Source organism: Pantoea sp. X-Soil-OKNW-713, assembly GCF_059730685.1.
In genome coordinates this window covers 111,742-137,479 of the sequence record NZ_AP035995.1, presented here as the reverse complement: position 1 = coordinate 137,479, position 25,738 = coordinate 111,742, and the positions used below count along the sequence as shown (strand labels likewise).

The window sequence follows — 25,738 nt, the reverse complement described above, 5'->3', positions numbered from 1 at the left end:
GTCAGAACCGAATAGTCGGTGTTTACTCAAGTAGTTGTCGACCCAGATAGGGATTAGCCTGCAACAGCTTCATCAATTTACGCGCCGTAGCGGAAGGGCGCGTACGTTGCGCCTCCCAGCTTTTCACTGAAGAGACGCTCACCCCCATCACGCGGGCAAATTCATCAACCTGCATGCCGGTCATCTCTCGTAAACGCTGTGGCTCGGGAACTGACGCCTTTTGAAGGGCGATTTCAGATACTGAAGGCTGTGCATCACGTGTCAAAACAATCTGCTCAAGACTACTAAGTAACTCGACCATTGGATCTTTTATTTCCATAGAGAACTCCTTAAAACTCACTATGAATCACGTGAAAGTAGAGAGGTAAAGCGTCCGCAAACGCTGAAACCGACCGGTTCAGGCTGCATCCCGCAACGGTTTAAGAAGATTTATTATGAAACCGTTACGGGACACAGCCTGTTGCACACTGCGATAAAGATGCCAGAACAATGCAACAATTGGCCGGGTTTTAAGTATGGGTCAGATCCCCGGCTTTGCTGCTTTTTTAATGATGATTTATTGATCTAAATTATGCTCAGACCGGATCGATCACCATAAGTAACTGACCCGCCTGTACTTGCTGCCCGACCTGTCGTTGCAGGCTATGGATTTTTCCGCTAACCGGCGCGACGATCGGGATTTCCATCTTCATTGACTCGAGAATACCAACGGTAGCCCCCGCTTCAATGTCACTGCCTGGTGCCACCAGCCACTGCCAGACACTGCCTGCCACCTGACTCTCCACGCCACAACAATCGGCGGGAATACGGGTCTCTTCATCGGCCGACTCCGGCAACTGGCTATCAAAGGTAAACTGCCCGTCAGCGCGCCAGCGCGCCAGCTCGCTGTCGAACGCCTGCTGACGCTGCTGCTGAAAGCGGTCAATGTCCATCGCCTGCTGTGCCAGCAACGCCTGATAATCGTCGAGGCGGAATTCTCCCTCCTCCATCCGCAGTGGATAATCCCCCCACGGAAAACGCTCACGAATCTCCAGCAGCTCGTCAGCGCTCACTGGATAGAAACGGATCTGGTCGAAGAAGCGGAGCAGCCAGGGTTGGCTAAACGCTGACGTTTGGCGGTCACGGTTCCACATCTGCAAGGTGCGCCCGACAAACTGATAACCCCCTGGTCCTTCCATGCCGTATACGCACAGATAGGCACCACCGATACCCACCGAGTTCTCCGCCGTCCAGGTGCGCGCCGGATTGTATTTGGTGGTCACTAAGCGATGACGCGGATCAAGCGGAGTCGCTACCGGTGCGCCGAGATACACATCGCCCAGCCCCATCACCAGATACGCGGCGCTGAACAGAATCTCTTTCACCGCCTCAACGCTCTCCAGACCGTTGATACGACGGATAAATTCGATGTTGCTCGGACACCAGGGCGCATTGGGTCGGACAGACTGGCTATAGCGTTGGATCGCGATACGGCAGGCTTCATCATCCCAGCTGAGCGGCAGCCACACGGTGCGCGAAGGCACGGCGGCATCAGCTAAGGTTCCCAGTACATTATCTGCGTGCAAGATGTGCGCCAGAAGCTCACTTCTTGAACAAAGCTGCGCGTCGTAATGAACCTGTAAGGAACGGATGCCTGGCGTCAATTCCAGCTGACCCGGCAGCGGATGGGCCTCCAGCCACTGCATCAACGCATGGACACGAAAACGCAGCGCGATATCTAACAGAAGATCGCCATACTCCACCAACAGAAAACGGTCACCGGCGGCGCGTACACAAAGCGATGGCAGCGCACCGGTTGCTGCATGTTGGTGCAGCACTGGATCAATCAGGGGCAGCGCTGCGCTTACCGTTAACGGTTGAGGTTGCAGGCTGGCGATCTCCTCACGCTGCGCTTGCGCCAGTTGATCGGCACTTGCCAGATCGATCGGCAGAAACTGCACCCGATCCCCGGCTTTCAACTGACCGAGCTTCCACAGATCGGCCTCAACCACCGTGGCCGGACACACGAACCCGCCGAGTGACGGGCCATCCGGGCCGAGGATCACCGGCATATCGCCGGTAAAATCGACGGTGCCGAAAGCATAGGCATTGTCGTGGATATTGGAGGGATGCATCCCCGCTTCGCCACCATCGCTACGCGCCCAGGTGGGTTTCGGCCCGATAAGACGGATGCCGGTGCGGCTGGAGTTGTAGTGCACCTGCCACTCAGCGGCGAAAAATTCACGGATATCGTCGTCGGTAAAGAAAGTCGGTGCGCCATGCGGCCCATAAATCACCCGCAACTGCCAGTGGCCGCTCAGCTCAGGCAACAACGCCTGCGGCAGTTGCGACTCGGGCAATTCAGCCGGTGCCGCCAGATGCAGTACATCCCCCGCCCGTAGCGCGCGCCCGGCATGACCACCAAATTTGCCCAGCGTAAAGGTGCTGCGGCTGCCCAGATAGCGCGGTGTATCCAACCCACCGGCCAGCAGCAGATAACTGCGGCTACCGTCACGCACGTCGCCCAGCGTCAGAGTTTGTCCGGCCTGCGCGCAGATAATCTGGTTCATTGCCAGCGAGTGTTGATCGAGCTGCGCCGCCAGGGGGGCACCAGTCAGGACAAAACTACAGCGTTGGTTGAAACGTAAGGTTGGTCCACGCAGGGTGATTTCCAGCCCGGCAGCTTGGGGCTCATTGCCCAACAAGCGGTTACCCAACTGAAAGGCACGGCTGTCAAACGGGCCGGAGGGCGGGACGCCAACATGCCAGTAGCCGACACGGCCCGGCGCATCCTGTACCGTGGTCAGAGTACCGCCGCTGATAATATCCAGCGTCGGCGGCTGCCACTGCACAGCGCCGAGGGTGGCAGTAATGATGCGTCCCTGCTGCACCTCCGCGAGAGTCAGCAGATGGCGCAGCCATAACAGGTTGGTTTCGATGCCATACAGTTCCGTCGCGTTCAGCGCCTGCGCCAGTCCGGTCAACGCCTGATCGCGATCTGCACCCTGCACAATCACCTTTGCCAGCATCGGATCGTAGAACGGTGAAACCTCCATGCCACCCTCAACGCTGCTGTCGACGCGCAATGTGACGTTTTCCACCTCAGCAGGAAACGCCACATGGCTCAGCAGACCGGCGCTGGGCTGGAACTGCTTCGCCGGGTCTTCGGCGTACAACCGCACCTGAATGGCGTGGCCGTTTGCCACTGGCTGCAAACTGGCGAGCGGCGCTAGCGTCTGCTGTGCCAACTCAACCATCCAGCGCACCAAATCCACGCCGTACACCATCTCAGTGACGCCATGTTCCACCTGTAAACGGGTGTTCACTTCCAGGAACCAGAACTGCTGGCTGCCCTCGTCATAAACATATTCCACCGTCCCGGCGCTGCGGTAGTTCACCGCACGTCCCAGCCGGACTGCGGTAGCCTGTAACTCCGCACGTACCGCGTCACTCAGGCCCGGAGCCGGGGTTTCTTCCATCACTTTCTGATTACGGCGTTGTGCCGAGCAATCACGCTCGCCCAGCGCAATCACCTCGCCTGCGCCGTCGCCAAAGATCTGCACTTCGATATGACGCGCACGGGCGATAAATTTCTCTAAAAATACGCCATCGTCGGCGAAATTGTTGCCTGCCAGACGTTTTACGCGGGTAAAGGCATCAGCCAGTTGCTGCGCATCATCGCAACGCTGCATACCAATGCCGCCACCACCCGCGGTGCTTTTCAGCATCACCGGATAGCCGATTTCCGTTGCGGCAGCCTGTGCCTGCTCCAGCGAGGTCAGCAGTCCACTGCCCGACAGCAACGGCACATTATTTTCTTGCGCCAGTGCGCGGGCGCGATGCTTCAGACCAAAGGCCGCCATCTGCTGCGCGTTCGGTCCGAGAAAATGCAGGCCCGCGGCCTCGCAGCGGTTAACAAATTCGGGGTTTTCACTCAGGAAACCGTAACCAGGGTGCAGCGCCTGCGCGCCGCTCTCGGCGGCAATCGCCAGCAGCTTGTCCTGGTTCAGATAGGTATCGCGCACCTGGCCTGCGCCCAGCGACCAGGCTTCATCGGCCAGCCGCACATGGCGCGCATGACGATCGGCTTCGGCATACACCGCAATCGCCTTAATGTTCATCGCTTGTAAGGTGCGGATAATGCGCACCGCAATCGCGCCACGGTTGGCAATCAATACACGCTCAATCATGACTTCTACTCTCTTTCCGGCAGGTCGTCCTGCGCTGGCATTGACGGCAGATAACGGGTCGTCCCGTTGCGTCAGATGATCACCACACGCTGACTAAAATCGGCGTGGGGTTGTAACCGTTGCAGGGGTTGTTGAGCTGCGGGCAGTTGGAGATCAGCACCAGGATATTCATCTGCGCCACCAACTCGACATATTTACCCGGCGCGGAGATACCGTCAGCAAAGGTCAGCCCACCTTCGTGCGTCACCGGCACGTTCATGAAAAAGTTGATGTTGTGGGTGATATCGCGGCGCGTCAGGCCGTACTCCGGGTGCTCCGCTACCGCCAGCATCCAACTGTCGCGGCAGGCGTGCATATGACGCTTTTCGAGGTCATAACGCACCGTGTTGCTTTCCGTGGCACAGGCACCGCCAAGGGTGTCGTGGCGGCCACAGGTATCGGCGACGATGGTCAACATCGGGCGATCGTCATTGGAACGCAGCACGCTGCCTGCGGTAAGGAACACGTTGTGCTGGCCGCGCAGCGTGTCGCTCATGCTGTAGCGCTCGGCAGTATCGTCGGCATTGAAAAACAGCGTATCCGCCGCCTGATTGCCTTCCAGATCGGTAATACGCAACGTCTGACCTTTCTCGATGCGATGCAGCCAGTAATCCCCGGCACCAATCTGCTGCTGAACATGCGCCTCAGCCGGATTAAGTAAACTTTCTTTGATCATCACAACTCTCCCTGCAATTGATAAAGCGCGTTATTGCGCAGACCGCGCTGGTTTTCCGCGCGTTGCAGGCAAATCTCCGGCAGCGGCGCGCGCTGCGCGTCAATCTGCAATCCCAGCGGCGCGCGCGGATAGTCACCGGCTGGCGTCAGTGGATGCGGGCAGGTATGCAGCAGCACCAGCGTATCCATCGCGAAACGCAGTCGTACTTCGGCACCCTGCGCGCCCTGCTGCTCACGTTGCAACGTACCGTTGTCGTCGGCGCGTACCTGGGCGAAAAAGTTGATGCAGGCCGCCATATCCCGCTTGCCAAGACCATATTTCGCCAGCTCGACGAGAAAACTGTCGTAGCCGTTCTGATGACGTTGGTTACGCGCCTGCTGATAATCGCTGGAACCAAATAACGCGGCGGTCTGCTGCGCATTCAGCGTGCCGCACACGCTCTCGTGCCAGCCAAAGCTGTCGGCTTCAATGCCACAGAAGATGCGCCCCATGTCGGAGTAGAGGCAGTGCCCGGCGGTCAGGCGAAAGGTGTGCTGGCACTTGAGGGTGTCCGGCGCGTTGTAACGCTCCAGCAAGTTTTCCGGGTTGTAAAACAACATGCCAACATTGGCTCCGCCTGCCACATCGGTGAGGGTCAGCGCGCTGCCGCTGCGCATCACAAATGACCAGTGCGAGCCAGCCGGTAATTGGGTTTGATACGACGTCGTCATCATTCTCTCCTTCAGGCGACCTGCGATTCCGGCAGCGCTGCATCGGCAGGTCGCTGCCGATCGAGCGGCAGGTCGTAGGTAATGGTTGCGCCCCAGGCTTCCGGCGCGTGCGGATCGTGGCGCAGTTTGTCGAACACCAGCAGACGCGAGGCGAGGCTGAAACCCTCTTTCAGATCGTGGGTGATCATAAAGATGGTCAGGCCATGCTGTTGCCACAGTTGAGTGATCAACTGATGCATCTCACTACGGATGCCCGGATCGAGCGCGCCAAAGGGTTCATCCAGCAGCAAAATACGCGGCTGCTTCATCAATGCCTGCGCCAGCGCCAGACGCTGCTGCATCCCGCCGGACAGTTGGTGCGGATACTTACTTTGCGCATGTTCAAGACCCACCTGCGCCAGCATCGCCTGCGCACGCTGACGGATCGCCTGGCGCTTACGTCCCCAGACGCGCCCCAGCCAACGGGCGGTGCTGAACTCTTCCGCCAGCATCACGTTGCCCAGCACCGTCAGATGCGGGAACACCGAATAGCGTTGAAACACCACGCCGCGATGGGCATCGGGTTCATCGGGGATCGGTTCGCCATCCAGCAGCAATTGGCCTTTAGTGGGGGCTTCGGTGCCGAGCAGCATATTAAGGAAGGTGGTTTTGCCGCAGCCGGACGCCCCGACAATCGCCACAAACTCCCCCTCTTCCACGCTGATGTTCAGACGTTCCAGCACCACTTGCTGACCATAGTGCTTCTCAAGATTTTTCAGTTGCAGTAAGGGCATGTTGCGCTCCTTATTTGGCGTAGTACCACGGCCAGCAGCGACGACTAATCAGCCGCAGCAACAGGTCGAGGGCAAAGGCCAGCAGGGTGATCCAGGCGACGTAAGGCAAAATCACGTCCATCGCCAGATAGCGACGCATCAGGAAGATGCGATAACCGAGTCCTTCGGTGGCAACAATCGCTTCTGCGGCGATCAGGAACAGCCACGCCGAACTGAGCGACAGACGCACCGCATCGAACAGGCGCGGCATCAGTTGTGGCAGGATCACCCGCCACAAAATCTGTGCGCTGTGGCCGCCCAGCGTCTGTGCTTTCACCAGTTGCTCGCGCGGGATTTTCTCCACCTGGAGTTGCAAATCGCGCGCAATCAGCGGGGTGATGCCAATCACAATCAGCACCACTTTCGACACTTCGCCAAGGCCAAAGCAGATAAACAGAATCGGCAGAATCGCCAGCGGTGGCACCAGCGCGAACAGCGTCACCAGCGGGGCCAGCACCGCGCGTACCACCGGCAGCGCGCCGGTGAACAGGCCAATCGCCAGCGCCAGCATCGCGCTGATCAGTACGCCACTCAGCAAACGCATCAGGCTGGCGGCGGTGTCGGTCCACAGCAGATATTCACCGGTGCGCGGGCTGGGCTGAAACGCCATCCGGTTGATGGCGTCGCCCATCGCGTTAAAACCCGGCAGCAGCTTATCCGCCGCATTCAGGCTTAAACGCGCATCCGACGCGAACAGATAGACCAGCAGCACCGCCAGCAGCGGCAGCACCCCGAGCAACAGGCGGCCCATCGGCAGCGGTTGGTAGTTGATCAGTTTACGCATCGGATTTGCCTCCGCTTACAACTGGCCTGCGGCCGCCAGTTTGGTGAACTCATCGGTGAAACGCAGTTTGATGTTACCTGCGTTGCCCCAGTTACCGGCCGGTGTCTCCACGCCAACCACATCTGCGCTCGGCGCCGCCTCACCCAACAAACCGTGTTTGAAGGAGAACTCGGCGACCAACTGCATCGTGGCTTTCAACTGTGGGCTTTCGACGAAATCGAGGGTGGTTTTGGCATCGCTGAACAGATGCGTTGCCGCCAGTTGCTGGTCAAAACCCGCAAGATCGGTGCCTGACTCCTGCGCCATAAAGGTGCGAGCTTTTTTCGCCGTCGCCCCTTCACCTGCCATCGTTTGCAGGGTTTCATACCAGGCACCGGTCAGCGCTTTGCCCAGCTGAGGGTATTTCTTCAGGGTGTTGGTGTTGACCACCAGCAGGTCAAGAATTTCGCCCGGGATCTGCGCCGAGGAGAAAACCAGATGGCTGTTCGGCACCTTCTTCGCTTCCGCCAGCAGCGGGTTCCAGGTGACGATGGAGCTGACGTCCGGCGTGCCAAACGCCGCCACCAGATCGGCATCGGCGGTGTTCACTACCTTGACGTCTTTCTCGCTCATACCGGATTTCTCCAGTGCGCGAGCCAGCAGGTAATGTGATACCGACAATTGCACCAGGTTGATCGGTTTGCCCTTCAGCGCCGCCACGCTATCCGCGCCTTTCAGCAGGATACCGTCGTTACCGTTGGAGTAGTCGCCGACGATCAGCGCGGTGCTATCAACGCCGCCGGTGGCCGGAATGGTCAGGGCATCCATGTTGGTCATGGTGCAGCCATCAAAGCCGCCTGCGGTATATTGGTTGACCGACTCGATATAGTCGTTGACCTGTACAAACTGGATGTCGATGCCGTATTTATCGGCCCATTTTTTCACGATGCCGTTCTGTTGGGCGTAATCCCACGGCATCCAGCCTGCATAGATGGACCAGCAAATCTTGAAGGAAGGTTTCGCGGCGGCCAGCGTGTTAACGCTGAACAGCGCGATGGTGCAAAGCAACAGCAAACGAAGGCAGGCTTTGATCATGGTGGTTCCTCTGACGTTAGCGGACGAATAAAGCAGGAGGCGGCGAGTAACGATCTCGCTTTCCTCCCGGGCTTTTATCCCGCCGTGTAACCGTCAGAGGACGGTCGGTCACTCTCGGACCAGCATCTCGCGATCGGAACCCTAGTGACCCATTGCAAATTGTCTGGCGACATCGGTTACCCGCTATCGCTCCTGCATCTGCTAATAGTCAGGCAAAAAAAGTGCCAATATTATATGAAATTGAAATATATGGATTATTTATAAAAAACCGCGCCAGGACGGCCTAAAGATGCACAGCGATGCAGCAACCACGCACCAGGATGTTGCAGGCAAACAGGCTGGAAGTTGACGCCCTTCTCACTTTTCATCTGGCACGAAAAAACTTTTTCTTAACGATCATAGGGTTATTTATTCATTACCGAACCAATTAAAAATTGGTTCACTTCTTGCCTAAGCTGATAACAGCCCCCCTCCCGTAGCGGCGCGATTTATCGCGCAGGTCTAAGCAGCCGTGAAACAGCTTAAGCGCGCGATAAATCGCGCCGCTACCATCAGGGCAGCATGACGCGTTTAATCGCATCGCAACATCTTTGATGAATAACCAGGCGAACCAATTATGAATGACACGCCAAAACCTGCCATCAACTCCAGTTCCGCACTGGAGCAATTGCGCCAGCTGATTCAACAGCAGGAGCACACGCCCGATCGCGCACTGCCGACCGAACGTGAACTGGCCGAACGCTTTGGCGTGGGTCGTCGTGAAATCCGTCGCGCGCTGGATGTGCTGGAAGAAGAAGGCCGCATCTGGCGTAAACAGGGCAAAGGCACCTTCGTTGGCCCGGCCGCACCGGTGCAGCCACTGGCGCTGCATGATTTGCCGCAGCAGTCGAACCTGCTGGAAGTGATGGAAGCGCGGCTACAACTGGAACCCGGTTTGGCGCGTCTTGCTGCGCTGCGCGCCAGTAAAGAACAGATCGCCCTGATGAAGCGCCTGATTGAACGCATGCAGGGCATTGTCGCGCCGGAAGATGGCGACCAGCACGAGCTGTGGGACAGCGCCTTTCACCGCGCCATTGCCGAAGCCGCCGGTAACCGCCTGATGCTGGGACTGTTCGATGCCATCGATGCGGTGCGCCGCGATCCTGGCTGGCAGCATCTGCGGGTGCAGGCGCGTACCCCGGCGCGCCTTGATAACTACGACAACCACCATCAGCGCCTGCTGAACCATATCGCCAACCGCCAACCCCATGAGGCGGCCGCAGCGATGCGTGAACACCTGCTGGCGCTGCAACAGGCGCTGATGGAAACCCTGTACACCGGCCATGAGGAGACGCCATGAGCGCCCAACCTGTGTTATCGGTCAACAACCTGCGCGTGCAGTTTCGCGGCTCGCCGGTCACGGTGCTGGACGACATCTCCCTGACGCTGCACGCCGGGGAAACGCTGGCGCTGGTCGGCGAATCCGGCTGCGGCAAAAGCATCACCTCGCTGACGCTTATGGGCCTGCAACCGGGCAGCGCACAAATTTTACAGGGTGAGATGCGCTTTGATGGCCGCGACCTGCGTGCACTCAGCAGCAGCGACTACGCCAGTCTGCGCGGCAATCAGTTGGCGATGATTTTTCAGGAGCCGATGACCTCGCTGAACCCGGCCTTTACGCTGGGCGACCAACTGAGCGAAGCGGTGATACGCCACCGTAACGTTGATCGTCGTACCGCGATGGCAACCGCGTTATCGATTCTGCAAAAGGTGCAGATTCCGGCGGCAGAAATGCGTCTCAAGGCTTATCCACATCAGCTTTCCGGTGGGATGCGCCAGCGCGTAATGATTGCGATGGCATTGATCAATCAGCCGAAATTGCTGATCGCCGATGAACCGACCACCGCGCTCGACGTCACCATTCAGGCGCAAATCCTCGACTTGCTCAACACCCTGAAACAGGAAACCGGCACGGCGGTGCTGATGATCACCCACGACCTCGGCGTCGTGGCGGAAGTGGCGCAGCGCGTGGCGGTGATGTATGCCGGTCAGGTGGTGGAGAGCGGCACGGTGGAAGCGATTTTCAACGATCCGCAACATCCCTACACCATCGGGCTGATGGGATCGATCCCCAGCCTCAGCGCGCGCAGTGGCGCGCTGGCGACCATTCCCGGCGCCGTACCGCTACCGGAGAACATGCCCGCAGGCTGCCGTTTCGCTACCCGCTGTCCGTTTGCAGAGCAGCGCTGCCATCACAACCGTCCGACGTTGCGCGCGCTGGCAGCCGATCATCAGGTGGCCTGTTTTCGCGCCCCGCTGGAACAGCACGTTACGCTGGGAGAGATCGCATGAAACCGATTTTAGAATGTCGCGACTTAAGCAAAACCTTCGCCGGACCGCATCGTCTGTTTAAACGCAATCACGGCGTCACCGCCGTGGATCGCGTGTCATTACAGGTGATGCCAGGCGAAACCCTGGCGATTGTCGGTGAGTCCGGCTCCGGTAAATCGACGCTGGGACGTCTGCTGCTGCGCCTGCTCGGTGCCAGTAGCGGCGAGGTGATGTACGAGGGCGAGAGCATCACCCACGCCAGCGGGGCGCGCCTTAACCAACTGCGTCGCGAATTACAGATTATCTTCCAGGACCCGTTCGCCTCGCTCAATCCCCGCATGACGGTACAAGAGATTGTCGGTGAGCCGTTATGGTTGCACGACAAACTGAACCGTGAGGCGCGCCATGCGCGCGTGGCGGAGCTGTTGCGCACCGTCGGTCTGCCCGCAGCCTGGGCGGAGCGTTATCCGCACGAGTTTTCCGGCGGGCAGCGCCAGCGCATCGGCATTGCGCGCGCCCTCGCCTCGCGGCCGAAATTATTACTGGGCGATGAGCCGGTATCGGCGCTGGATGTCTCAGTGCAGGCCCAGGTGGTGAACCTGCTGGAGAGCCTGAAGCAGCAATTTGGACTGACGATGATCATCGTGGCGCACGGTCTGGCGGTGATTCGTCATATGAGCGACCGCGTGGCGGTGATGTACCTCGGCCAGATTGTCGAGCTGGCAACCGTCGATGAAATTTTCGATGCGCCGCTCCATCCCTATACCCAGGCGTTAATCGCCTCTGCGCCGCAGATGCAGCCCGGAGCCAGCCGTTCCATCCCGATGTTGCAGGGCGATCTGCCGAATCCGGCCAATCCCCCCACCGGATGCCGTTTCCATACCCGCTGCCCGTGGGCCACCGCCGAATGCCGCCAGTTTGAACCGATCAACCAGGTACTGAGTGGTGGGCGACAGATCGCCTGCCACCGCTGGCAGGAGATTAACCGTGACCGCAGCGCGATTGTGATTGCGCCACCCTCCGCCGCCTTTTTACGTCGCCGTGCGCTGTTCGAGCAGGCGGTCAATCAGCAAGCCTAACCCTCTGGAGATAAGCCGTGAAGAAAGCGTTATTAACTGCCCTTAGTGGTCTGATGTTGCTGGGTGCCAGTGCGCACAGCCATGCTGAAAGCGTGATTCGTATCGGGTTGGGTGCTGACCCGGACATGCTCGATCCGCATCTGGCGCGTACCTACTATGGGCGTTTTGTGTTTGCGGCCATGTGCGACCGTCTGGTCGATGTCGATGAGAACCTGAAAGTGATTCCTGGCCTCGCCACCGATTGGGCGTGGAGCGACGACGGCAAAACCCTGACCATGAACCTGCGCGACGGTGTGACCTTCCACGATGGTGAGAAATTCGATGCCAACGCGGTGAAATTCAACATCGAACGTGCGCTGACCCTGCCGGGTTCACTGCGTAAAAGCGAAATCTCCTCGATTCAGAGCGTCGAAGTGACCGGGCCGTTGCAGGTGAAATTCCACCTGAAAACCCCGGATGCCGCGCTGCTCAGCCAGTTGACCGACCGTGCCGGTGCAATGTTAGCGCCAGAAGCCGCGAAGAAACCCGACTTCGCCACCCATCCGGTCTGCTCCGGTCCGTACCAGTTTGAAAGCCGCGTGCAGCAGGACCGCATCGTGCTGAAACGCTTTGATCATTACTGGAACAAAGGCGCGTACCACTTCGATAAAGTGATTTTCCTGCCGATTCCTGATGCCTCCGTGCGCCTCGCCAACCTGCGCGCGGGCGATCTCGACCTGACCGAAGGCGTGGCGGCCAGCGATGTGAAAACTGTCGAAGGCGACAGCAAGCTGGCGCTGGCGAAAGTTACCGGTCTTGGCTATCAGGGCATCACCTTCAACATTAACAACGGCAAAGTCGATGCCAACAGCCCGCTGAAAGATCCGCGCGTGCGTGAAGCCTTCTCGCTGGCGATTGACCGCGATGCGCTGAATCAGGTGGCATTCGAAGGTTTGTACACCCCGGCTAATCAGGCGTTTTCCCCGGTCAGCCCGTATCACGTCAACCTTCCAACTCCAGCGCGTGATGTGGAGAAAGCCAAAGCGCTGCTGAAGGCGGCGGGCGTCACCACCCCACTGAATCTGACGTTGCTGGTCACCAACAACCCGACCGCGCAGCAAGTCGGTCAGGTGCTTCAGGCGATGGTGAGCGAAGCAGGTTTCAACCTCAATCTGCAAATGAGCGAGTTCGCGACCCTGCTGGATCGTCAGCAGCGCGGTGATTATCAGCTCAGCCTGTCCGGCTGGTCTGGCCGTCCTGATCCCGATGGCAGCATTTATTCGTTTATTAACAGCAAAGGCACCCTCAACGATGGTCGCTACAGCAACCCGCAGGTGGATGAATGGCTGAACGCGGCGCGTTTAACCAACGATCAGGCACAACGCCAGGCGCTTTACACCAAGGTAGTGAACCAACTGCAAACCGATATGCCGATTGCTTACCTCTACTTTGAGCCACGTATTTTTGGCATGACGAAAAAATTGCAGGGCTTTAAAGCCTGGCCGGACGGGCTGGTGCGCCTGGCAGGCGTGAGCATGGCGCAGTAAGCCGCTAAGGAGCGATGATGCTGGAACTGATTGTTAAACGGCTGCTGCTGGCCATCCCGACCCTGCTGTTGGTGAGCATGATGGTGTTCGCGCTGCAAAAGCTGCTGCCGGGCGACCCGGTGCTGGCGATGGCCGGTGAGGAGCGCGATCCGGCGGTCATCGCTCAGCTACGCGCCGAATACCATCTCGATGACCCGATTCCCACGCAATATTTCGCGTGGATCGGCAATGCGCTGAAGGGCGACCTCGGTATGTCACTGCGCACCAAAGAGCCGGTGACCGCATTGATTGCCAGCAAGCTGCCGGTGACGCTGGAGCTGTCGCTACTGGCGATGCTGATTGCGCTGCTGATCGGCATCAGCATGGGGATTATCGCGGCGGTACGTAAAGACAGTTGGGTGGATCACACCACCAATTTTGTCGCGCTCTCGGGCATCTCGGTGCCGCACTTCTGGCTGGGGATTCTGCTGATCCTGTTGTTCTCGGTGCATCTGCAATGGCTGCCGGCGTCCGGTTTTGTGCCGGTGAGCGAAGACATGGCACAGAACCTGAAAACCCTGCTGCTACCCGCGCTGGTGCTCGGCACCGGCCTTGCCGCCACCCTGATGCGCCATACCCGCGCCTCCATGATTGCGGTGCTGAAAGCCGACTATATCCGTACCGCGCGCGCCAAAGGCCTGCTGGCACCGAAAGTGGTGCTGAAGCACGCCTTTCGCAACGCGTTGATGCCGATCGTCACCCTCACCACCCTGCTGTTTGGCGAGTTGTTGGGTGGCGCGGTGCTGACCGAGCAGGTTTTTACCCTGCCCGGCTTCGGCAAGATGATTGTCGATGCGGTGTTTAACCGCGATTACGCCGTGGTGCAGGGCGTGGTGTTGGTGGTTGCCATCGGCTTTCTGCTGCTCAACCTGCTGGCCGATGTGCTGTATCTGTTAATTAACCCGAAAATGCGAGGCTAACCATGAGCGAGGTCTTAACCGCTGGCGCTGTGCCTGCCGTAGCAAAGCCGAATCGCCGGGTGCTGAAGAAGTTTCTGCGTAATAAAAGCGCGCTGATCGGCGCGGTGATTGTGGTGCTGTTTGTCGCGGTGGCGTTGCTGGCCCCCTGGCTGGCCCCCGCCGATCCGATCAAAGCCAACTTTCTCGCGGTGCGCAAAGCGCCCTCGGTGCTGCACTGGTTCGGCACCGACGAACTGGGACGCGATATTTTGTCGCGGCTGATTTGGGGCGCACGTACTTCGCTGCTGGCGGGCTGCATCTCGGTGCTGATCGCCATTCTGATTGGCGTCCCGCTTGGACTGATCGCCGGATACTGGCAGGGCTGGTGTGACGGCATTATCTCGCGCTTTATCGAAGCGCTGCTCGCCTGCCCGTTTCTGATTCTGGCGATTGCGCTCGGCGCGTTCCTCGGTCCGAGCCTGTCCAACGCGATGATCGCGATTGGCCTGTCGGCGATGCCGATTTTCGCCCGCCTGACGCGCGGCCAGGTGATTGCCATTCGCCATGAAGAGTATATCGACGGCGCACGCGCCATCGGCCTGCCGGATCGCTGGATCATCCTGCGCTACGTGCTGCCGAATGTGCTGTCGCCGATTCTGGTGCAGGCCACGCTGGCGATTGCTTCGGCAATTATCACCGAAGCCAGCCTGTCGTTTCTCGGTCTGGGCCAGCAACCGCCATCGCCCTCGTGGGGCGCGATGCTGAACACCGCCAAAGGCTATCTGGAACAGGCTCCGTGGATGTCGATCTTCCCCGGTCTGGCCATTTTTCTCACCGTGCAGGGCTTCAACTTGCTGGGTGACGGACTGCGCGACGCGCTCGATCCGCGCAATGACTCACATTAAGGAAAGGTTATGAGTGAACTGGATTTTAACGTTAGCTACGCCTCACACCGTGCTCCGATGATGGGACGCAATGCGGTCGCCACCTCGCAGCCGCTGGCGGCGCAGGCCGGTATCCGTATGTTGCAATTGGGCGGTAACGCCGTAGATGCCGCGGTTGCTACCGCTATGGCGCTGACGGTGCTGGAACCTACCGGTAACGGCATTGGCAGCGATGCCTTTGCCATTATCTGGGACGGCAAAGCGCTGCACGGCCTGAATGCCTCTGGTCGCGCCCCGGCGGCCTGGAACCCGGAACGCTTCGCCGGGCAAAAAACTATGCCGGAAATTGGCTGGGAAGCCGTCACCGTTCCGGGCGCAGTTTCGGCCTGGGTCGCGCTGGCGGAACGCTTCGGCACCCTGCCACTCACCACCCTCGCTCAACCGGCGATTGAATACGCGCGCGATGGCTTTCCGGTTTCGCCGCTGATTGGTCAACTGTGGCAGCGCGGCTACAACAAACTGAAAGGTCAACCCGGCTTCAGCGCCTGCTTTGCGCCGGATGGCCGCCCGCCGCGTGCCGGAGAAGTGTTCCGCAATCCGGCACAGGCTGCCACCCTGCAAAAAATTGCTGAAACCCAGGGTGAAGCCTTCTATCGCGGGGAGCTGGCGCAGCAAATGGCCGCCTTCGCTGCCGAGCATGGCGCGGCGCTGACGCTGGAAGACCTCAACCAACATCGTGCAGATTGGGTGACGCTGCTGTCGCAGCCCTTCGCCGGGGGATCGGTGCAGGAACTGCCGCCCAACGGCCAGGGCATCGCCACGCTGATCGCCCTCGGCATTCTGGAGCATTGTGATATTGGTCGTTACACGCCGGACAGCGTGCCGTGGCTGCATCTGTCAATTGAAGCGATGAAGCTGGCGCTGGCTGACCTCGAACGTTACGTCGCCGATGAGGACCATCTGGAGTTCCCGGCGGAGTTGTTGCTGAGCGACGACTACCTGAAGCAGCGTGCCGCCTTGATTGACCCGGAGCGCGCCTCTGATTTTACCTACGGCTCACCACAGCAGAGCGGCACGGTGTATCTCTCCACCGCCGATGCCAGCGGCATGATGGTGTCCTTTATTCAGTCTAACTTTATGGGCTTCGGTTCTGGCGTTGTGGTCCCCGGCACCGGCATCAGCCTGCAAAACCGTGGCGCAGGCTTCTCGCTCGATCCAGATCACCCCAATGTGGTGGCCGGCGGCAAACGTCCGTTCCATACCATCATTCCGGCATTTGCGCTGGACGGTGACGGCCAGCCGCTGATGTCGTTTGGCGTGATGGGCGGTCCGATGCAGGCGCAGGGCCATTTGCAAATGGCGCTACGCATCATGCTGCATAAACAGAACCCACAGGCGGCAATTGATGCCCCGCGTTGGCGCGTGGTACAGGGGCGCGAAGTGGTGGTTGAAGCCGGGATGGATCGTAATGCGATTGCGGCGCTACGTGGCATGGGTCATCAGATTGTGGTGGAGGACCCGCTTCAGGGCTACAACTTCGGCGGTGCCCAGGCGATTGTGCGCGACCCGCAAGGGTTCTATATCGCTGCCACCGAAAGCCGCAAAGATGGACAAGCATTGGTGTATTGACGCCAGCCAGTGATTCCCCGCGCAATAAATTGCGCCGCGACGTGCACTGAAGCGTCGCGGCGCGATTTATCGCGCAGTTTTTACCTCACCCCGCCGTTGTGCGCACCAGGCCATTGTTCTATCCTTTAGGACCTTTCCCATCGAATTGAAATCTGCCATTAGGTGACTTACAGGAGTTGAATATGGCGTCAGGAATTTCCCGCATCTGGATGCGTAGCGGCATGCTGGTCGTCACGCTGCTCGCAGTGCTGCAACTTACCGCCTGTGGCGACAAAGAGGGCGATCAGCGTAAAGCCTTTACTGATTTTCTCCAGAACACGGTCATGCGCAGCGGCGAGCATCTGCCCAGCCTGAGCGAAAACCAGAAGCAAACGTTCGGCAACTACGCGAGTGATTACGCCATTCTTTATGGTTTCTCGCAGCAGGTGAATCAGGCGGTTGAACAGGGCATGCGTCCGGTGGTCGATGAGCTGGCGGCCATTCGCGTACCGCAGGATTACCTGACGCGTCGTGACACCCTGCGCCAGGCCAGCGGCAATCTGAGCGTGCTGACACAGCAAATTCAGAGCGCCAAAATGCAGGCCGACAGCAGCCATGCTGCGCTGAAACAGCCAGATGACCTGAAAAAAGTGTATGACAGCGTCTATACCAAAGTGGTCACCCAACCGGCCAGCACCCTGATCCCGTTGCTGCCACAGTTGCAGGCGCTGAGCCAGGCGGCGGTACAGACCGGTGATTACCTGCAATCGCAGGGTACACGCGTGACTTTCAATGATGGCGGCGTGCAATTCCCGACCCAGGATCAGGCCACCCAATACAACACGCTGATGAGCACCCTCTCCAGCAATGCCCAGGCTCTGACCCAGGCGCAGAATACTGTTCAAAGCGGTTTTCAGTAATTCTTCAGGCGGGTAATCATGGATTACCCGCTTTTCAGACTTTTGTCACTTCCTTACATCCCGCTTTTCTGATTCTCCCTGCTGCGGCAGAGTGTGATCTGGCGCATTTTCGACCAAAGATTGTTTGTGATCTTCATCACATTTATGAAACAAACCCCATAAGTAAAAAAGTGATAAATGTCACATTTAGCCCACTGATTTGTCTAAATATTCAGCATCGTACTTTTCTTACACGACATTTTTGTGATCAATGTCACCTAATAGCACCCTGCTCACCCCAATTTAGCGTGATCTGAATCACACTTTACCCACGCTCTACGCAGCGTCATAAACTAGTGCTAGAGTCCGCCTGCATACAGTAATGCCACGGCCCCCGCCGTAACGTCTTAACAAAAACAAACGCGCTCTCTTATTGCAGCGCGTCTCAATAAGGGGTGGGTTTATGTCCTCATCAGTGAAGGTCAAAGTTCAGAGCTTTGGTCGCTTTCTGAGTAACATGGTGATGCCTAACATCGGTGCGTTTATCGCCTGGGGTATCATCACTGCACTGTTCATTCCAACCGGATGGATTCCAAACGCGACGCTGGCGAAACTCGTTGGCCCGATGATTACCTACCTGCTGCCGCTGTTGATCGGTTTCACCGGTGGTCGTCTGGTGGGTGGCGATCGTGGTGGCGTGGTCGGCGCAATCACCACTATGGGTGTGATTGTCGGTGCGGATATGCCGATGTTCCTCGGCTCCATGATTGCCGGTCCGCTGGGCGGCTGGGCGATCAAACACTTTGACCGTGCCGTTGATGGCAAGATCAAAAGCGGCTTCGAGATGCTGGTGAACAACTTCTCCGCCGGTATCATCGGTATGCTGCTGGCGCTGCTGGCGTTTATCGGTATCGGTCCGTTGGTGGAAGGTCTGTCCCATATTCTCGCCGCAGGCGTAAACCTGATGGTGCAGAATAACCTGCTGCCGTTGACCTCCATCTTTGTTGAACCGGCGAAAATCCTGTTCCTCAACAACGCCATCAACCACGGTATCTTCTCTCCGCTGGGTATCCAGCAGGCGAGCGAAGTGGGCAAATCGATCTTCTTCCTGATCGAAGCCAACCCAGGTCCGGGTATGGGCGTACTGGTGGCGTATATGATTTTTGGTCGCGGTAGCGCCAAACAATCAGCCGGTGGTGCTGCCATCATCCACTTCCTGGGTGGTATCCACGAAATTTATTTCCCGTACGTCCTGATGGCACCGCGTCTGCTGCTGGCGGTAATCCTCGGTGGTATGACTGGCGTGTTCACCCTGACCGTACTGCACGGCGGCCTGGTTTCTCCGGCTTCTCCGGGTTCCATCCTGGCAGTGCTGGCGATGACGCCAAAAGGCACTTACTTTGCTAACGTGACCGCGATTATCGCTGCGTTCGCCGTCTCCTTTGTCATCTCGTCTATCCTGCTGAAAACCAGCAAAGTAAAAGATGAAGACGACATCGAAGCCGCCACCAAACGTATGCAGGACATGAAAGCCCAGTCTAAAGGCCAGAGCGTTGCAGGTGCGCCGGTTGCCGGTGATGCGATGAGCGTTGACCTGAACCACGTACGTAAAATCATCGTGGCTTGTGATGCCGGTATGGGTTCCAGTGCAATGGGTGCAGGCGTACTGCGTAAGAAAGTGCAGGATGCCGGTCTGAGCAACATTTCGGTGACCAACAGCGCCATTAACGCCCTGCCGGGTGACGTGGACCTGGTGATCACCCACCGCGATCTGACCGAGCGTGCGATGCGTCAGGCACCGCAGGCCCAGCATATTTCGCTGAACAACTTCCTCGACAGTGCCTTGTACACCAATTTGACCGAGCGTCTGGTGGCGGCCAATCGTAGCGAAGCCCATCGCGAAACCGTGCAGACCACACTGGCTGACAGCTTCGATGCCGGTAACGCGCATCTGTTCAAACTGGGTGCAAACAACGTGTTCCTTGGCCTGAGCGCCAGCAACAAAGAGCAGGCGATTCGCTTTGCCGGTGAGCAACTGGTAAAAGGCGGCTACGTGCAGCCGGAATACGTGGATGCGATGCTGGAGCGTGAAAAGCTGACCCCGACTTACCTCGGTGAGTCGATTGCCGTACCGCACGGCACGGTGGAAGCTAAAGATCGCGTGTTGAAAACTGGCGTGGTGTTCTGCCAGTATCCGGCGGGCGTGCAGTTCGGTGAAGAGTCTGACGAAGTGGCTCGCCTGGTGATCGGTATTGCTGCGCGCAATAACGAACACATCCAGGTCATCACCAGCCTGACTAACGCGCTGGACGACGAAAGCGTGATTGAGAAGCTGGCGAACACCACCAACGTGCAAGACGTGCTGGATTTGCTGTCTGGTAGCAAAACCACCGCCTGAACAAATCGTTAAATCCCTGGGGCGGGTATGCCCGTCCCCACTTTCCGGGGCGGACATGCCCGCCCCATCGTCATTTGATATGGGTCAAATTATGAAAGCGTTACATTTTGGAGCAGGTAACATCGGCCGTGGTTTTATCGGTAAGCTGCTGGCTGATGCCGGTATCGAACTGGTATTTGCGGATGTGAATCAGGTGGTTCTTGATGCCCTTAACGCCCGTCATGAGTATCCGGTTCATGTGGTTGGCGAGCAGGCGAAAGTTGAGATTGTTAAAGGCGTCAGCGCGGTGAACAGCACCAGCGACGCTATTGTCACGCTGATTGCTGAGGTTGATATCGTTACCACGGCGGTTGGCCCGCAGATTCTGGAGCGCATCGCCGGTGGCGTTGCCAAAGGTCTGGCCAACCGCCGCGATAACGGTAATGTCCGTCCACTGAACATTATTGCCTGTGAAAACATGGTGCGTGGCACCAGCCAGCTCAAACAACACGTCCTGAAAGCGCTGCCAGAGCAATATCACGCCTGGGTTGAAGCGCACGTCGGCTTTGTTGATTCCGCAGTGGACCGTATCGTGCCGCCGTCAGAAGCAGGCAGCAGCGACCCGCTGGAAGTCACCGTTGAAACCTTTAGCGAGTGGATCGTCGATAAAACCCAGTTCAAAGGCGAGTTGCCGAACATCCCAGGCATGGAACTGACCGATAACCTGATGGCGTTTGTCGAGCGTAAGCTGTTTACCCTCAACACCGGCCACGCCATCACCGCCTATCTCGGCCAACTGGCCGGTCACGCCACCATTCGCGATGCCATTCTTGACCAGAGAATCCGTACCGTGGTGCAGGGTGCGATGGAAGAGAGCGGCGCAGTGCTGATCAAACGTTACGGTTTCGAGGCAGATAAACACGCCGCCTATATTCAGAAAATCCTCAGCCGTTTTGAGAACCCATATCTGAAAGATGACGTGGAGCGCGTGGGTCGTCAGCCGCTGCGTAAGCTGAGCGCGGGCGATCGCCTGATCAAACCGACGCTGGGCACGCTGGAATATCAGTTGCCACACGCCAACCTGGTGCAGGGCATTGCCGCCGCGATGCATTATCGCAGCGCGCAGGACCCGCAAGCGCAGGAGCTGGAAGCCCTGTTGGCGGAAAAAGGCCCACAGGCCACGCTGGCGCAGATCTCCGGGCTGGATGCCAACAGCGAAGTAGTCACCTCAGTGGTGAGCGCTTACAACGCTATGGCATAATGCGCGCCACTTAGACTCATCACGCCAGACGGCGGTAGCTGAACGATGCAGGCAATAATGGAAGAGAAGCAAGCTTTTGAAAACCGGGTGCTTGAGCGCCTGAACGCCGGTCGTTCGGTGAGAAGCTTCCTGATCGCCGCCGTTGAGCTGTTGACCGAAGCGGTTAACCTGCTGGTTTTGCAGGTTTTCCGTAAGGATGATTACGCCGTCAAATACGCCGTGGAGCCGTTGCTGCTGGGCAACGGCCCGCTCGGCGAGATGTCGGTTCGGCTGAAACTGATCTACGGTCTTGGCGTGATCAATCGCCATGAATATGAAGATTGTGAGCTGTTGCTGGCACTGCGTGAAGAGTTGAACCACGACACCTTTGAATACCGGTTCACCGACGATGAGATTCTCGGCCCTTTTAGCGAGTTGCACTGCGTCGCCGCCTGGCCGCCAAAACCCGACTTTACCCGTGACGACGACGAACTGCGCGCTATGCAACAACAGCGCTATTTGCAGATGGTACGTTCGACGATGGTACTGTCGCTCACTGAACTGATTTCCCGCATTTCTCACAAGCAGGCATTTAAAAAGCCCGCCGTCTGAGCCAAAACCTTGCGCGATAAATCGCGCCGCTACATCAAACCTGTATTACGCAGCCCGTAACAGCGCGATTTATCGCACCGCCACACCAAACCCGTATTACGCAACCGGTAGCGGCGCGATTTATCGCGCACAGTCAGCGCGGTGCACAGCCGTGCTGATTTGGTGTATCCTTTCCCTGTTTTCCTTAACGAGTTTCCCCGATGAAAGAACAAGAAAAAGCTGAGATCAAACGCCTGAGCGATCAGCTGGATGCCCTGAACCGTAAAGAACCCCAGCTGCTGGAAGCCGGTGATGCCGAAAAACTCGGCGTACTGCTGAAAGAGAAAGAGGCACTGGTGGTGGAGATTGAACGTCTGCGCAATGTGCGTGACGAGAAGCTGAGTAAAGAGGCGCAACAGCTGCAAAAGCTGCCGTTCAGCCGTGAGATCACCAAAAAAGAGCAGGCGAATATGGGTGCGCTGAAGAAAAGCGTGCGCGGCCTGGTGGTGGTACACCCAATGACCGCGCTGGGACGTGAAATGGGTCTGACGGTGATGACCGGCTACGCGAAGCAGCCGTTCTGATTCCTTACGCGGCGTGCGATACGTCGCGTACCTCTGTCACACCCGCCGCCTGTAACACCTGCTGCGCCAGATTATCCAGCAATTCATAACGACGGCGATACTCCGCACGCTTCTTGCTGGCAATCTCATCCAGTGATTTACGCGCCATCTGTAACGGCAACGTAAATACGCCATCCGCCCGCGCTTCTCCGCCTAATGACTGCCAGAATTCACTGTAGCTGGCAAAGAAGTGGTCGCCTTTGCTGTGTCGGTAGCGCAGACTGCGAAATACGTGGGTGGTATCTCCCACCGCGCTAATCGCCTGCACGCCGCATTGTTGCGCCAGAATAAATACCACTTCCATCAACAGACGTTTTGGAAATAAACCCTGGGCAGATTTAGTGGCATCACGAATTACATCATTAGAAATATGTTTTCGTGGCCCCTGCAACCCGCCAATTAATAAGCTTCTTTGTTGATTCTCATTAAAAATAGAGAAAGACAATGAGGCGATTAATTTCTCTTCATAGCGTAATTCCAGCGTAATCTCGCCTTCACGGTCAAAACGGCCCGGACAGCAGTGAATCACGAATGATTCGTCATTTTTACCTTTAAAGCTGGCCAGCAAATTATCACCCGGACTTTGCAGCAACTGACGCAGGGTGGTATTTTCCAGCGCAGCCATCAGGTGGTAATGGTCAAGAATTGCCTGGGCGCGCTGCGCCACGCTAAAACCAGCCCGCAGATAAGGGCGATGCAGTTTGGCAGGCAGCAAGCCTTGTACCGTCAACATTTGCGGCAGCTGTGGCAGCGCGGCCAGTTGATTCAGGTAACGGTGAGTCGTAACAGGATAAACAAGCGATCTTAAAGCAAATTTAAACCGGAAACTTTTGCTGTGCCACAATTTATTTGGCACAAACTTTCCAGTGACTAACTGAAAAAACAGCGATGTAGACGAATCATTATTCGCCGCAGAAGTGGTTATCATGGACATAATTATTATTTCGTCGAGAAAAACTGACGCGACTATATGCCCCAAATTATCAACGACAGGTTAATAAGTTAGCGGCTGAGGGTTTAGCTGGCGGGAATAGGCGGTTTGTTTAGAAATGGTTTAAAAAAACCGGCGGAACCTGTCCACCGGTTGATGTCATTCAGAATGGCGATGACTTACTTAGCAGAGGCGAAACGCGCAGCAGCTTCGTCCCAGTTCACGACGTTCCAGAATGCTTTGATGTAATCAGGACGTTTGTTCTGATACTTCAGGTAGTAAGCGTGTTCCCACACATCCAGACCAATGATCGGGAAGCCAGAAGCGCCAGAGATCGCTTCGCCCATCAGCGGGCTGTCCTGGTTAGCGGTAGAAACCACCGCCAGTTTGTCACCTTTTTTCACCAGCCACGCCCAGCCAGAGCCAAAACGGGTGGTAGCGGCTTTCTCAAACTCTTCCTGGAATTTTTCTACGCTGCCGAAATCTTTCTCAATTGCAGCTTTCAGTTCACCCTGGAGGGTGGTGCCGATTTTCAGACCTTTCCAGAACAGGCTGTGGTTCGCGTGACCACCGGCGTTGTTACGCAACGGGCCTTTTTTGTCTGCTGGCAGTTTGTCCAGTTTAGCGATCAGCTCTTCAACCGGAATACCGTCGAATTCTGTACCTTTCAGTGATTCCAGCGCCGCATTGGCGTTGTTCACGTAGGCCTGGTGGTGTTTAGAGTGATGGATTTCCATCGTCTGCTTGTCGAAATGCGGTTCCAGTGCGTCGTAATCGTAAGGCAGGGATGGCAGTGAATAACTCATGTTCTTCCTCTCCATTAGTGTTTGAGCAGCACGACCTCGCTGGCGTGCCGCGTAAGCAGTTGGATCATTATAGTTAAATTCATGATCCGGAAAAGGGTTATCAATGCCTTAGTAATGATAAGGATTTGAGGAATTTGGCGTAGCGGCGCGATAAATCGCACCGCTACAAAGGGGAACTGTTTACCGGCCCAACTCGGTCAGCGATTTATCCAGCGCACCGACCAGCCAGTCGATATCACTTTCCTGGAACGCCAACGGCGGACGCAATTTCAATACGTTACCGTACGGGCCAGCCACCGAGGTCAGCACATGGTGATCACGCAGCTTCTCGATTAAATCCAGTGCCAGCGCTTTATCCGGCGTTTTGCTGCTGCGATCGGAGACCAGTTCAAAACCAATAAACAGACCCGCACCACGCACATCGCCAATCGCCTCGTGCCTTGCCATCAGTTTCGCCAGCTCGGCCTGCAATTTCGCCCCCACCACGCGGCTGTGTTCCTGCAAGCCCTCTTCTTTGATCACCTTGAGCACCGCCTGCGCGGCCGCCATCGCTACCGGGTTGCCACCGAAGGTGTTGAAGTAAGGGATCTCATCGCTGAACGCTGCCAGCACATCGCTTTTCGCCAGCAGGCCAGAGACCGGAATTCCGTTACCCATCGGCTTGCCGGTGGTGACCACATCCGGTACCACCCCATGACGGGCGAAGCCCCAGAAGGCATCCCCGGTACGAGCGAAGCCCGGCTGCACTTCGTCAGCAATAAAGATACCGCCGTTGGCATGCACCACATCCACCGCTTTTTGCAGGAAGCCCGGCGGGTTCGGCAGTACGCCATCAGAGGAGAAAATCGAGTCGGCGAGGAAACCGGCGAACTTGATACCGTGCGCCTTCATGTCATCGATCTGCTTCTGGATTTCATTGGCAAACCACTCGCCCAGATCCGGCGCATTAACGCGGTAATGATCCGGCGGCGGCACCAGACGCGTCGTCGGTGCCAGCGGCTGGCCGGTGCCCAATGCCGGAGAAGCGCCGGACGTCAGGTCACTGGTGCCGTGGTAAGCCTCCTGCGACACGATAATACCGGTACCACCGCTAAAGGCGCGCGCCACGCGAATCGCCAGGTCATTGGCCTCAGAACCGGTACACATATACATCGCACGGTCGATGGCATCCGGTGTGGTCGCCAGCAGTTCTTCGCTGTAATCCAGAATACGTTCGTGCAGATAACGGGTATGGGTGTTCAGCATCTTCATCTGCTGATTCACCGCTTCAATCACCGCCGGATGACAATGACCGATACTCGCCACGTTGTTGTACACGTCCAGATATTTGTTACCTGCGGCATCCCACAGATACTGCCCTTCACCGCGCACCAGATGCACCGGCTTACGGTAGAACAGGCGATACGACTCGCCCAGCACTTTGCTGCGTTTATCGGTCAGTTTGCGCGTATCGGCGTCCAGACCGTCGGCGTGCTCAGCACGAAAACTGTTGGTATCCATGATGGTGGAACGTGTAGCCATGATAACTCCCGTTGCGAGGTGAAAGGGGTGCATGCGTAATAACCGTCTGCTGATATCATGCCGGTTTTTACGACAAATGCAACCAAATACACAAATACAACCAAATACACATGACGGAATGATGAAGCTCAGGTAATCTTA

General features: G+C 57.4%; 22 protein-coding genes and 1 riboswitch. Of the genes, 12 read left to right on the top strand and 10 right to left on the bottom strand.

The features are described 5' to 3' along the window. Positions 1-22: 22 nt before the first annotated feature. The 7 genes from AC6I8R_RS00645 to AC6I8R_RS00615 form a co-directional block, all read right to left on the bottom strand. On the bottom strand, positions 23-319 hold the full coding sequence (locus AC6I8R_RS00645) for an HTH-type transcriptional regulator (protein ID WP_021183741.1): 297 nt from the start codon (positions 317-319) through the stop codon (positions 23-25). 256 nt (positions 320-575) lie between these two features. Further along, positions 576-4,169 (bottom strand): urea carboxylase, encoded by a 3,594-nt coding sequence (gene uca / locus AC6I8R_RS00640; RefSeq protein ID WP_497831791.1) that lies wholly within the window; start codon positions 4,167-4,169, stop codon positions 576-578. 79 nt (positions 4,170-4,248) lie between these two features. Further along, positions 4,249-4,884: an urea amidolyase associated protein UAAP2 gene (locus tag AC6I8R_RS00635; protein WP_208724511.1), complete on the bottom strand. Its 636-nt coding sequence runs from the start codon at positions 4,882-4,884 to the stop codon at positions 4,249-4,251. Then, entirely contained in the window at positions 4,884-5,594 is a 711-nt protein-coding gene (locus AC6I8R_RS00630; RefSeq protein WP_021183738.1) for an urea amidolyase associated protein UAAP1, read from the bottom strand. The genes AC6I8R_RS00635 and AC6I8R_RS00630 overlap by 1 nt, the downstream gene beginning before the upstream one ends. 11 nt (positions 5,595-5,605) lie before the next feature. Continuing rightward, positions 5,606-6,367: an ABC transporter ATP-binding protein gene (locus AC6I8R_RS00625; protein ID WP_021183737.1), complete on the bottom strand. Its 762-nt coding sequence runs from the start codon at positions 6,365-6,367 to the stop codon at positions 5,606-5,608. Between the two features lie 10 nt (positions 6,368-6,377). Next, complete coding sequence (locus AC6I8R_RS00620) at positions 6,378-7,190, bottom strand: ABC transporter permease (protein WP_021183736.1); 813 nt, start codon at positions 7,188-7,190, stop codon at positions 6,378-6,380. A gap of 15 nt (positions 7,191-7,205) precedes the next feature. Then, positions 7,206-8,264, bottom strand: coding sequence for a putative urea ABC transporter substrate-binding protein (locus tag AC6I8R_RS00615; RefSeq protein ID WP_415175057.1), 1,059 nt, complete (start codon positions 8,262-8,264; stop codon positions 7,206-7,208). A gap of 61 nt (positions 8,265-8,325) precedes the next feature. Continuing rightward, positions 8,326-8,420: riboswitch (guanidine-I (ykkC/yxkD leader) on the bottom strand. Between the two features lie 460 nt (positions 8,421-8,880). Between AC6I8R_RS00615 and AC6I8R_RS00610 the strand changes: the two genes are divergently transcribed. The 12 genes from AC6I8R_RS00610 (at position 8,881) to AC6I8R_RS00555 (ending at position 22,300) form a co-directional block, all read left to right on the top strand. Further along, entirely contained in the window at positions 8,881-9,603 is a 723-nt protein-coding gene (locus AC6I8R_RS00610; RefSeq protein ID WP_021183733.1) for a FadR/GntR family transcriptional regulator, read from the top strand. Next, positions 9,600-10,595: an ABC transporter ATP-binding protein gene (locus tag AC6I8R_RS00605; RefSeq protein ID WP_497831790.1), complete on the top strand. Its 996-nt coding sequence runs from the start codon at positions 9,600-9,602 to the stop codon at positions 10,593-10,595. Before AC6I8R_RS00610 ends, AC6I8R_RS00605 begins: the two co-directional genes overlap by 4 nt. Continuing rightward, entirely contained in the window at positions 10,592-11,653 is a 1,062-nt protein-coding gene (locus AC6I8R_RS00600) for an ABC transporter ATP-binding protein (RefSeq protein WP_021183731.1), read from the top strand. The genes AC6I8R_RS00605 and AC6I8R_RS00600 overlap by 4 nt, the downstream gene beginning before the upstream one ends. Before the next feature lie 53 nt (positions 11,654-11,706). Beyond that, a complete protein-coding gene (locus tag AC6I8R_RS00595; protein WP_036625909.1) occupies positions 11,707-13,179 on the top strand; it encodes an ABC transporter substrate-binding protein in 1,473 nt (490 codons plus the stop codon). 17 nt (positions 13,180-13,196) lie between these two features. Next, positions 13,197-14,138: an ABC transporter permease gene (locus tag AC6I8R_RS00590; RefSeq protein ID WP_208725478.1), complete on the top strand. Its 942-nt coding sequence runs from the start codon at positions 13,197-13,199 to the stop codon at positions 14,136-14,138. Positions 14,139-14,140: 2 nt separating this feature from the next. Beyond that, positions 14,141-15,022, top strand: a complete 882-nt coding sequence (locus tag AC6I8R_RS00585) for an ABC transporter permease (RefSeq protein ID WP_021183728.1) — start codon at positions 14,141-14,143, stop codon at positions 15,020-15,022. Between the two features lie 9 nt (positions 15,023-15,031). Then, entirely contained in the window at positions 15,032-16,630 is a 1,599-nt protein-coding gene (locus tag AC6I8R_RS00580) for a gamma-glutamyltransferase family protein (RefSeq protein ID WP_415175055.1), read from the top strand. A gap of 182 nt (positions 16,631-16,812) precedes the next feature. After that, positions 16,813-17,529 carry a DUF3053 domain-containing protein gene (locus AC6I8R_RS00575; RefSeq protein WP_021183726.1) on the top strand — a complete coding sequence of 239 codons (717 nt, stop codon included), beginning with the start codon at positions 16,813-16,815 and terminating at the stop codon, positions 17,527-17,529. Positions 17,530-17,971: 442 nt separating this feature from the next. After that, complete coding sequence (locus tag AC6I8R_RS00570; protein WP_021183725.1) at positions 17,972-19,906, top strand: PTS mannitol transporter subunit IICBA; 1,935 nt, start codon at positions 17,972-17,974, stop codon at positions 19,904-19,906. A 91-nt stretch (positions 19,907-19,997) separates the two neighbouring features. Further along, positions 19,998-21,146 carry a mannitol-1-phosphate 5-dehydrogenase gene (mtlD, locus tag AC6I8R_RS00565; RefSeq protein ID WP_497831789.1) on the top strand — a complete coding sequence of 383 codons (1,149 nt, stop codon included), beginning with the start codon at positions 19,998-20,000 and terminating at the stop codon, positions 21,144-21,146. A gap of 45 nt (positions 21,147-21,191) precedes the next feature. Beyond that, positions 21,192-21,737 (top strand): mannitol operon repressor MtlR, encoded by a 546-nt coding sequence (gene mtlR / locus AC6I8R_RS00560; protein WP_021183723.1) that lies wholly within the window; start codon positions 21,192-21,194, stop codon positions 21,735-21,737. A gap of 200 nt (positions 21,738-21,937) precedes the next feature. After that, a complete protein-coding gene (locus AC6I8R_RS00555) occupies positions 21,938-22,300 on the top strand; it encodes a YibL family ribosome-associated protein (RefSeq protein ID WP_021183722.1) in 363 nt (120 codons plus the stop codon). A gap of 4 nt (positions 22,301-22,304) precedes the next feature. Here the strand turns inward: AC6I8R_RS00555 and AC6I8R_RS00550 are convergent, their stop codons facing one another. The 3 genes from AC6I8R_RS00550 to AC6I8R_RS00540 form a co-directional block, all read right to left on the bottom strand. Next, on the bottom strand, positions 22,305-23,273 hold the full coding sequence (locus AC6I8R_RS00550) for a VirK/YbjX family protein (protein WP_021183721.1): 969 nt from the start codon (positions 23,271-23,273) through the stop codon (positions 22,305-22,307). Between the two features lie 176 nt (positions 23,274-23,449). Beyond that, on the bottom strand, positions 23,450-24,076 hold the full coding sequence (gene sodA, locus AC6I8R_RS00545; RefSeq protein WP_021183720.1) for a superoxide dismutase [Mn]: 627 nt from the start codon (positions 24,074-24,076) through the stop codon (positions 23,450-23,452). A 180-nt stretch (positions 24,077-24,256) separates the two neighbouring features. After that, on the bottom strand, positions 24,257-25,597 hold the full coding sequence (locus AC6I8R_RS00540) for an aspartate aminotransferase family protein (protein WP_021183719.1): 1,341 nt from the start codon (positions 25,595-25,597) through the stop codon (positions 24,257-24,259). Positions 25,598-25,738 lie beyond the last annotated feature (141 nt).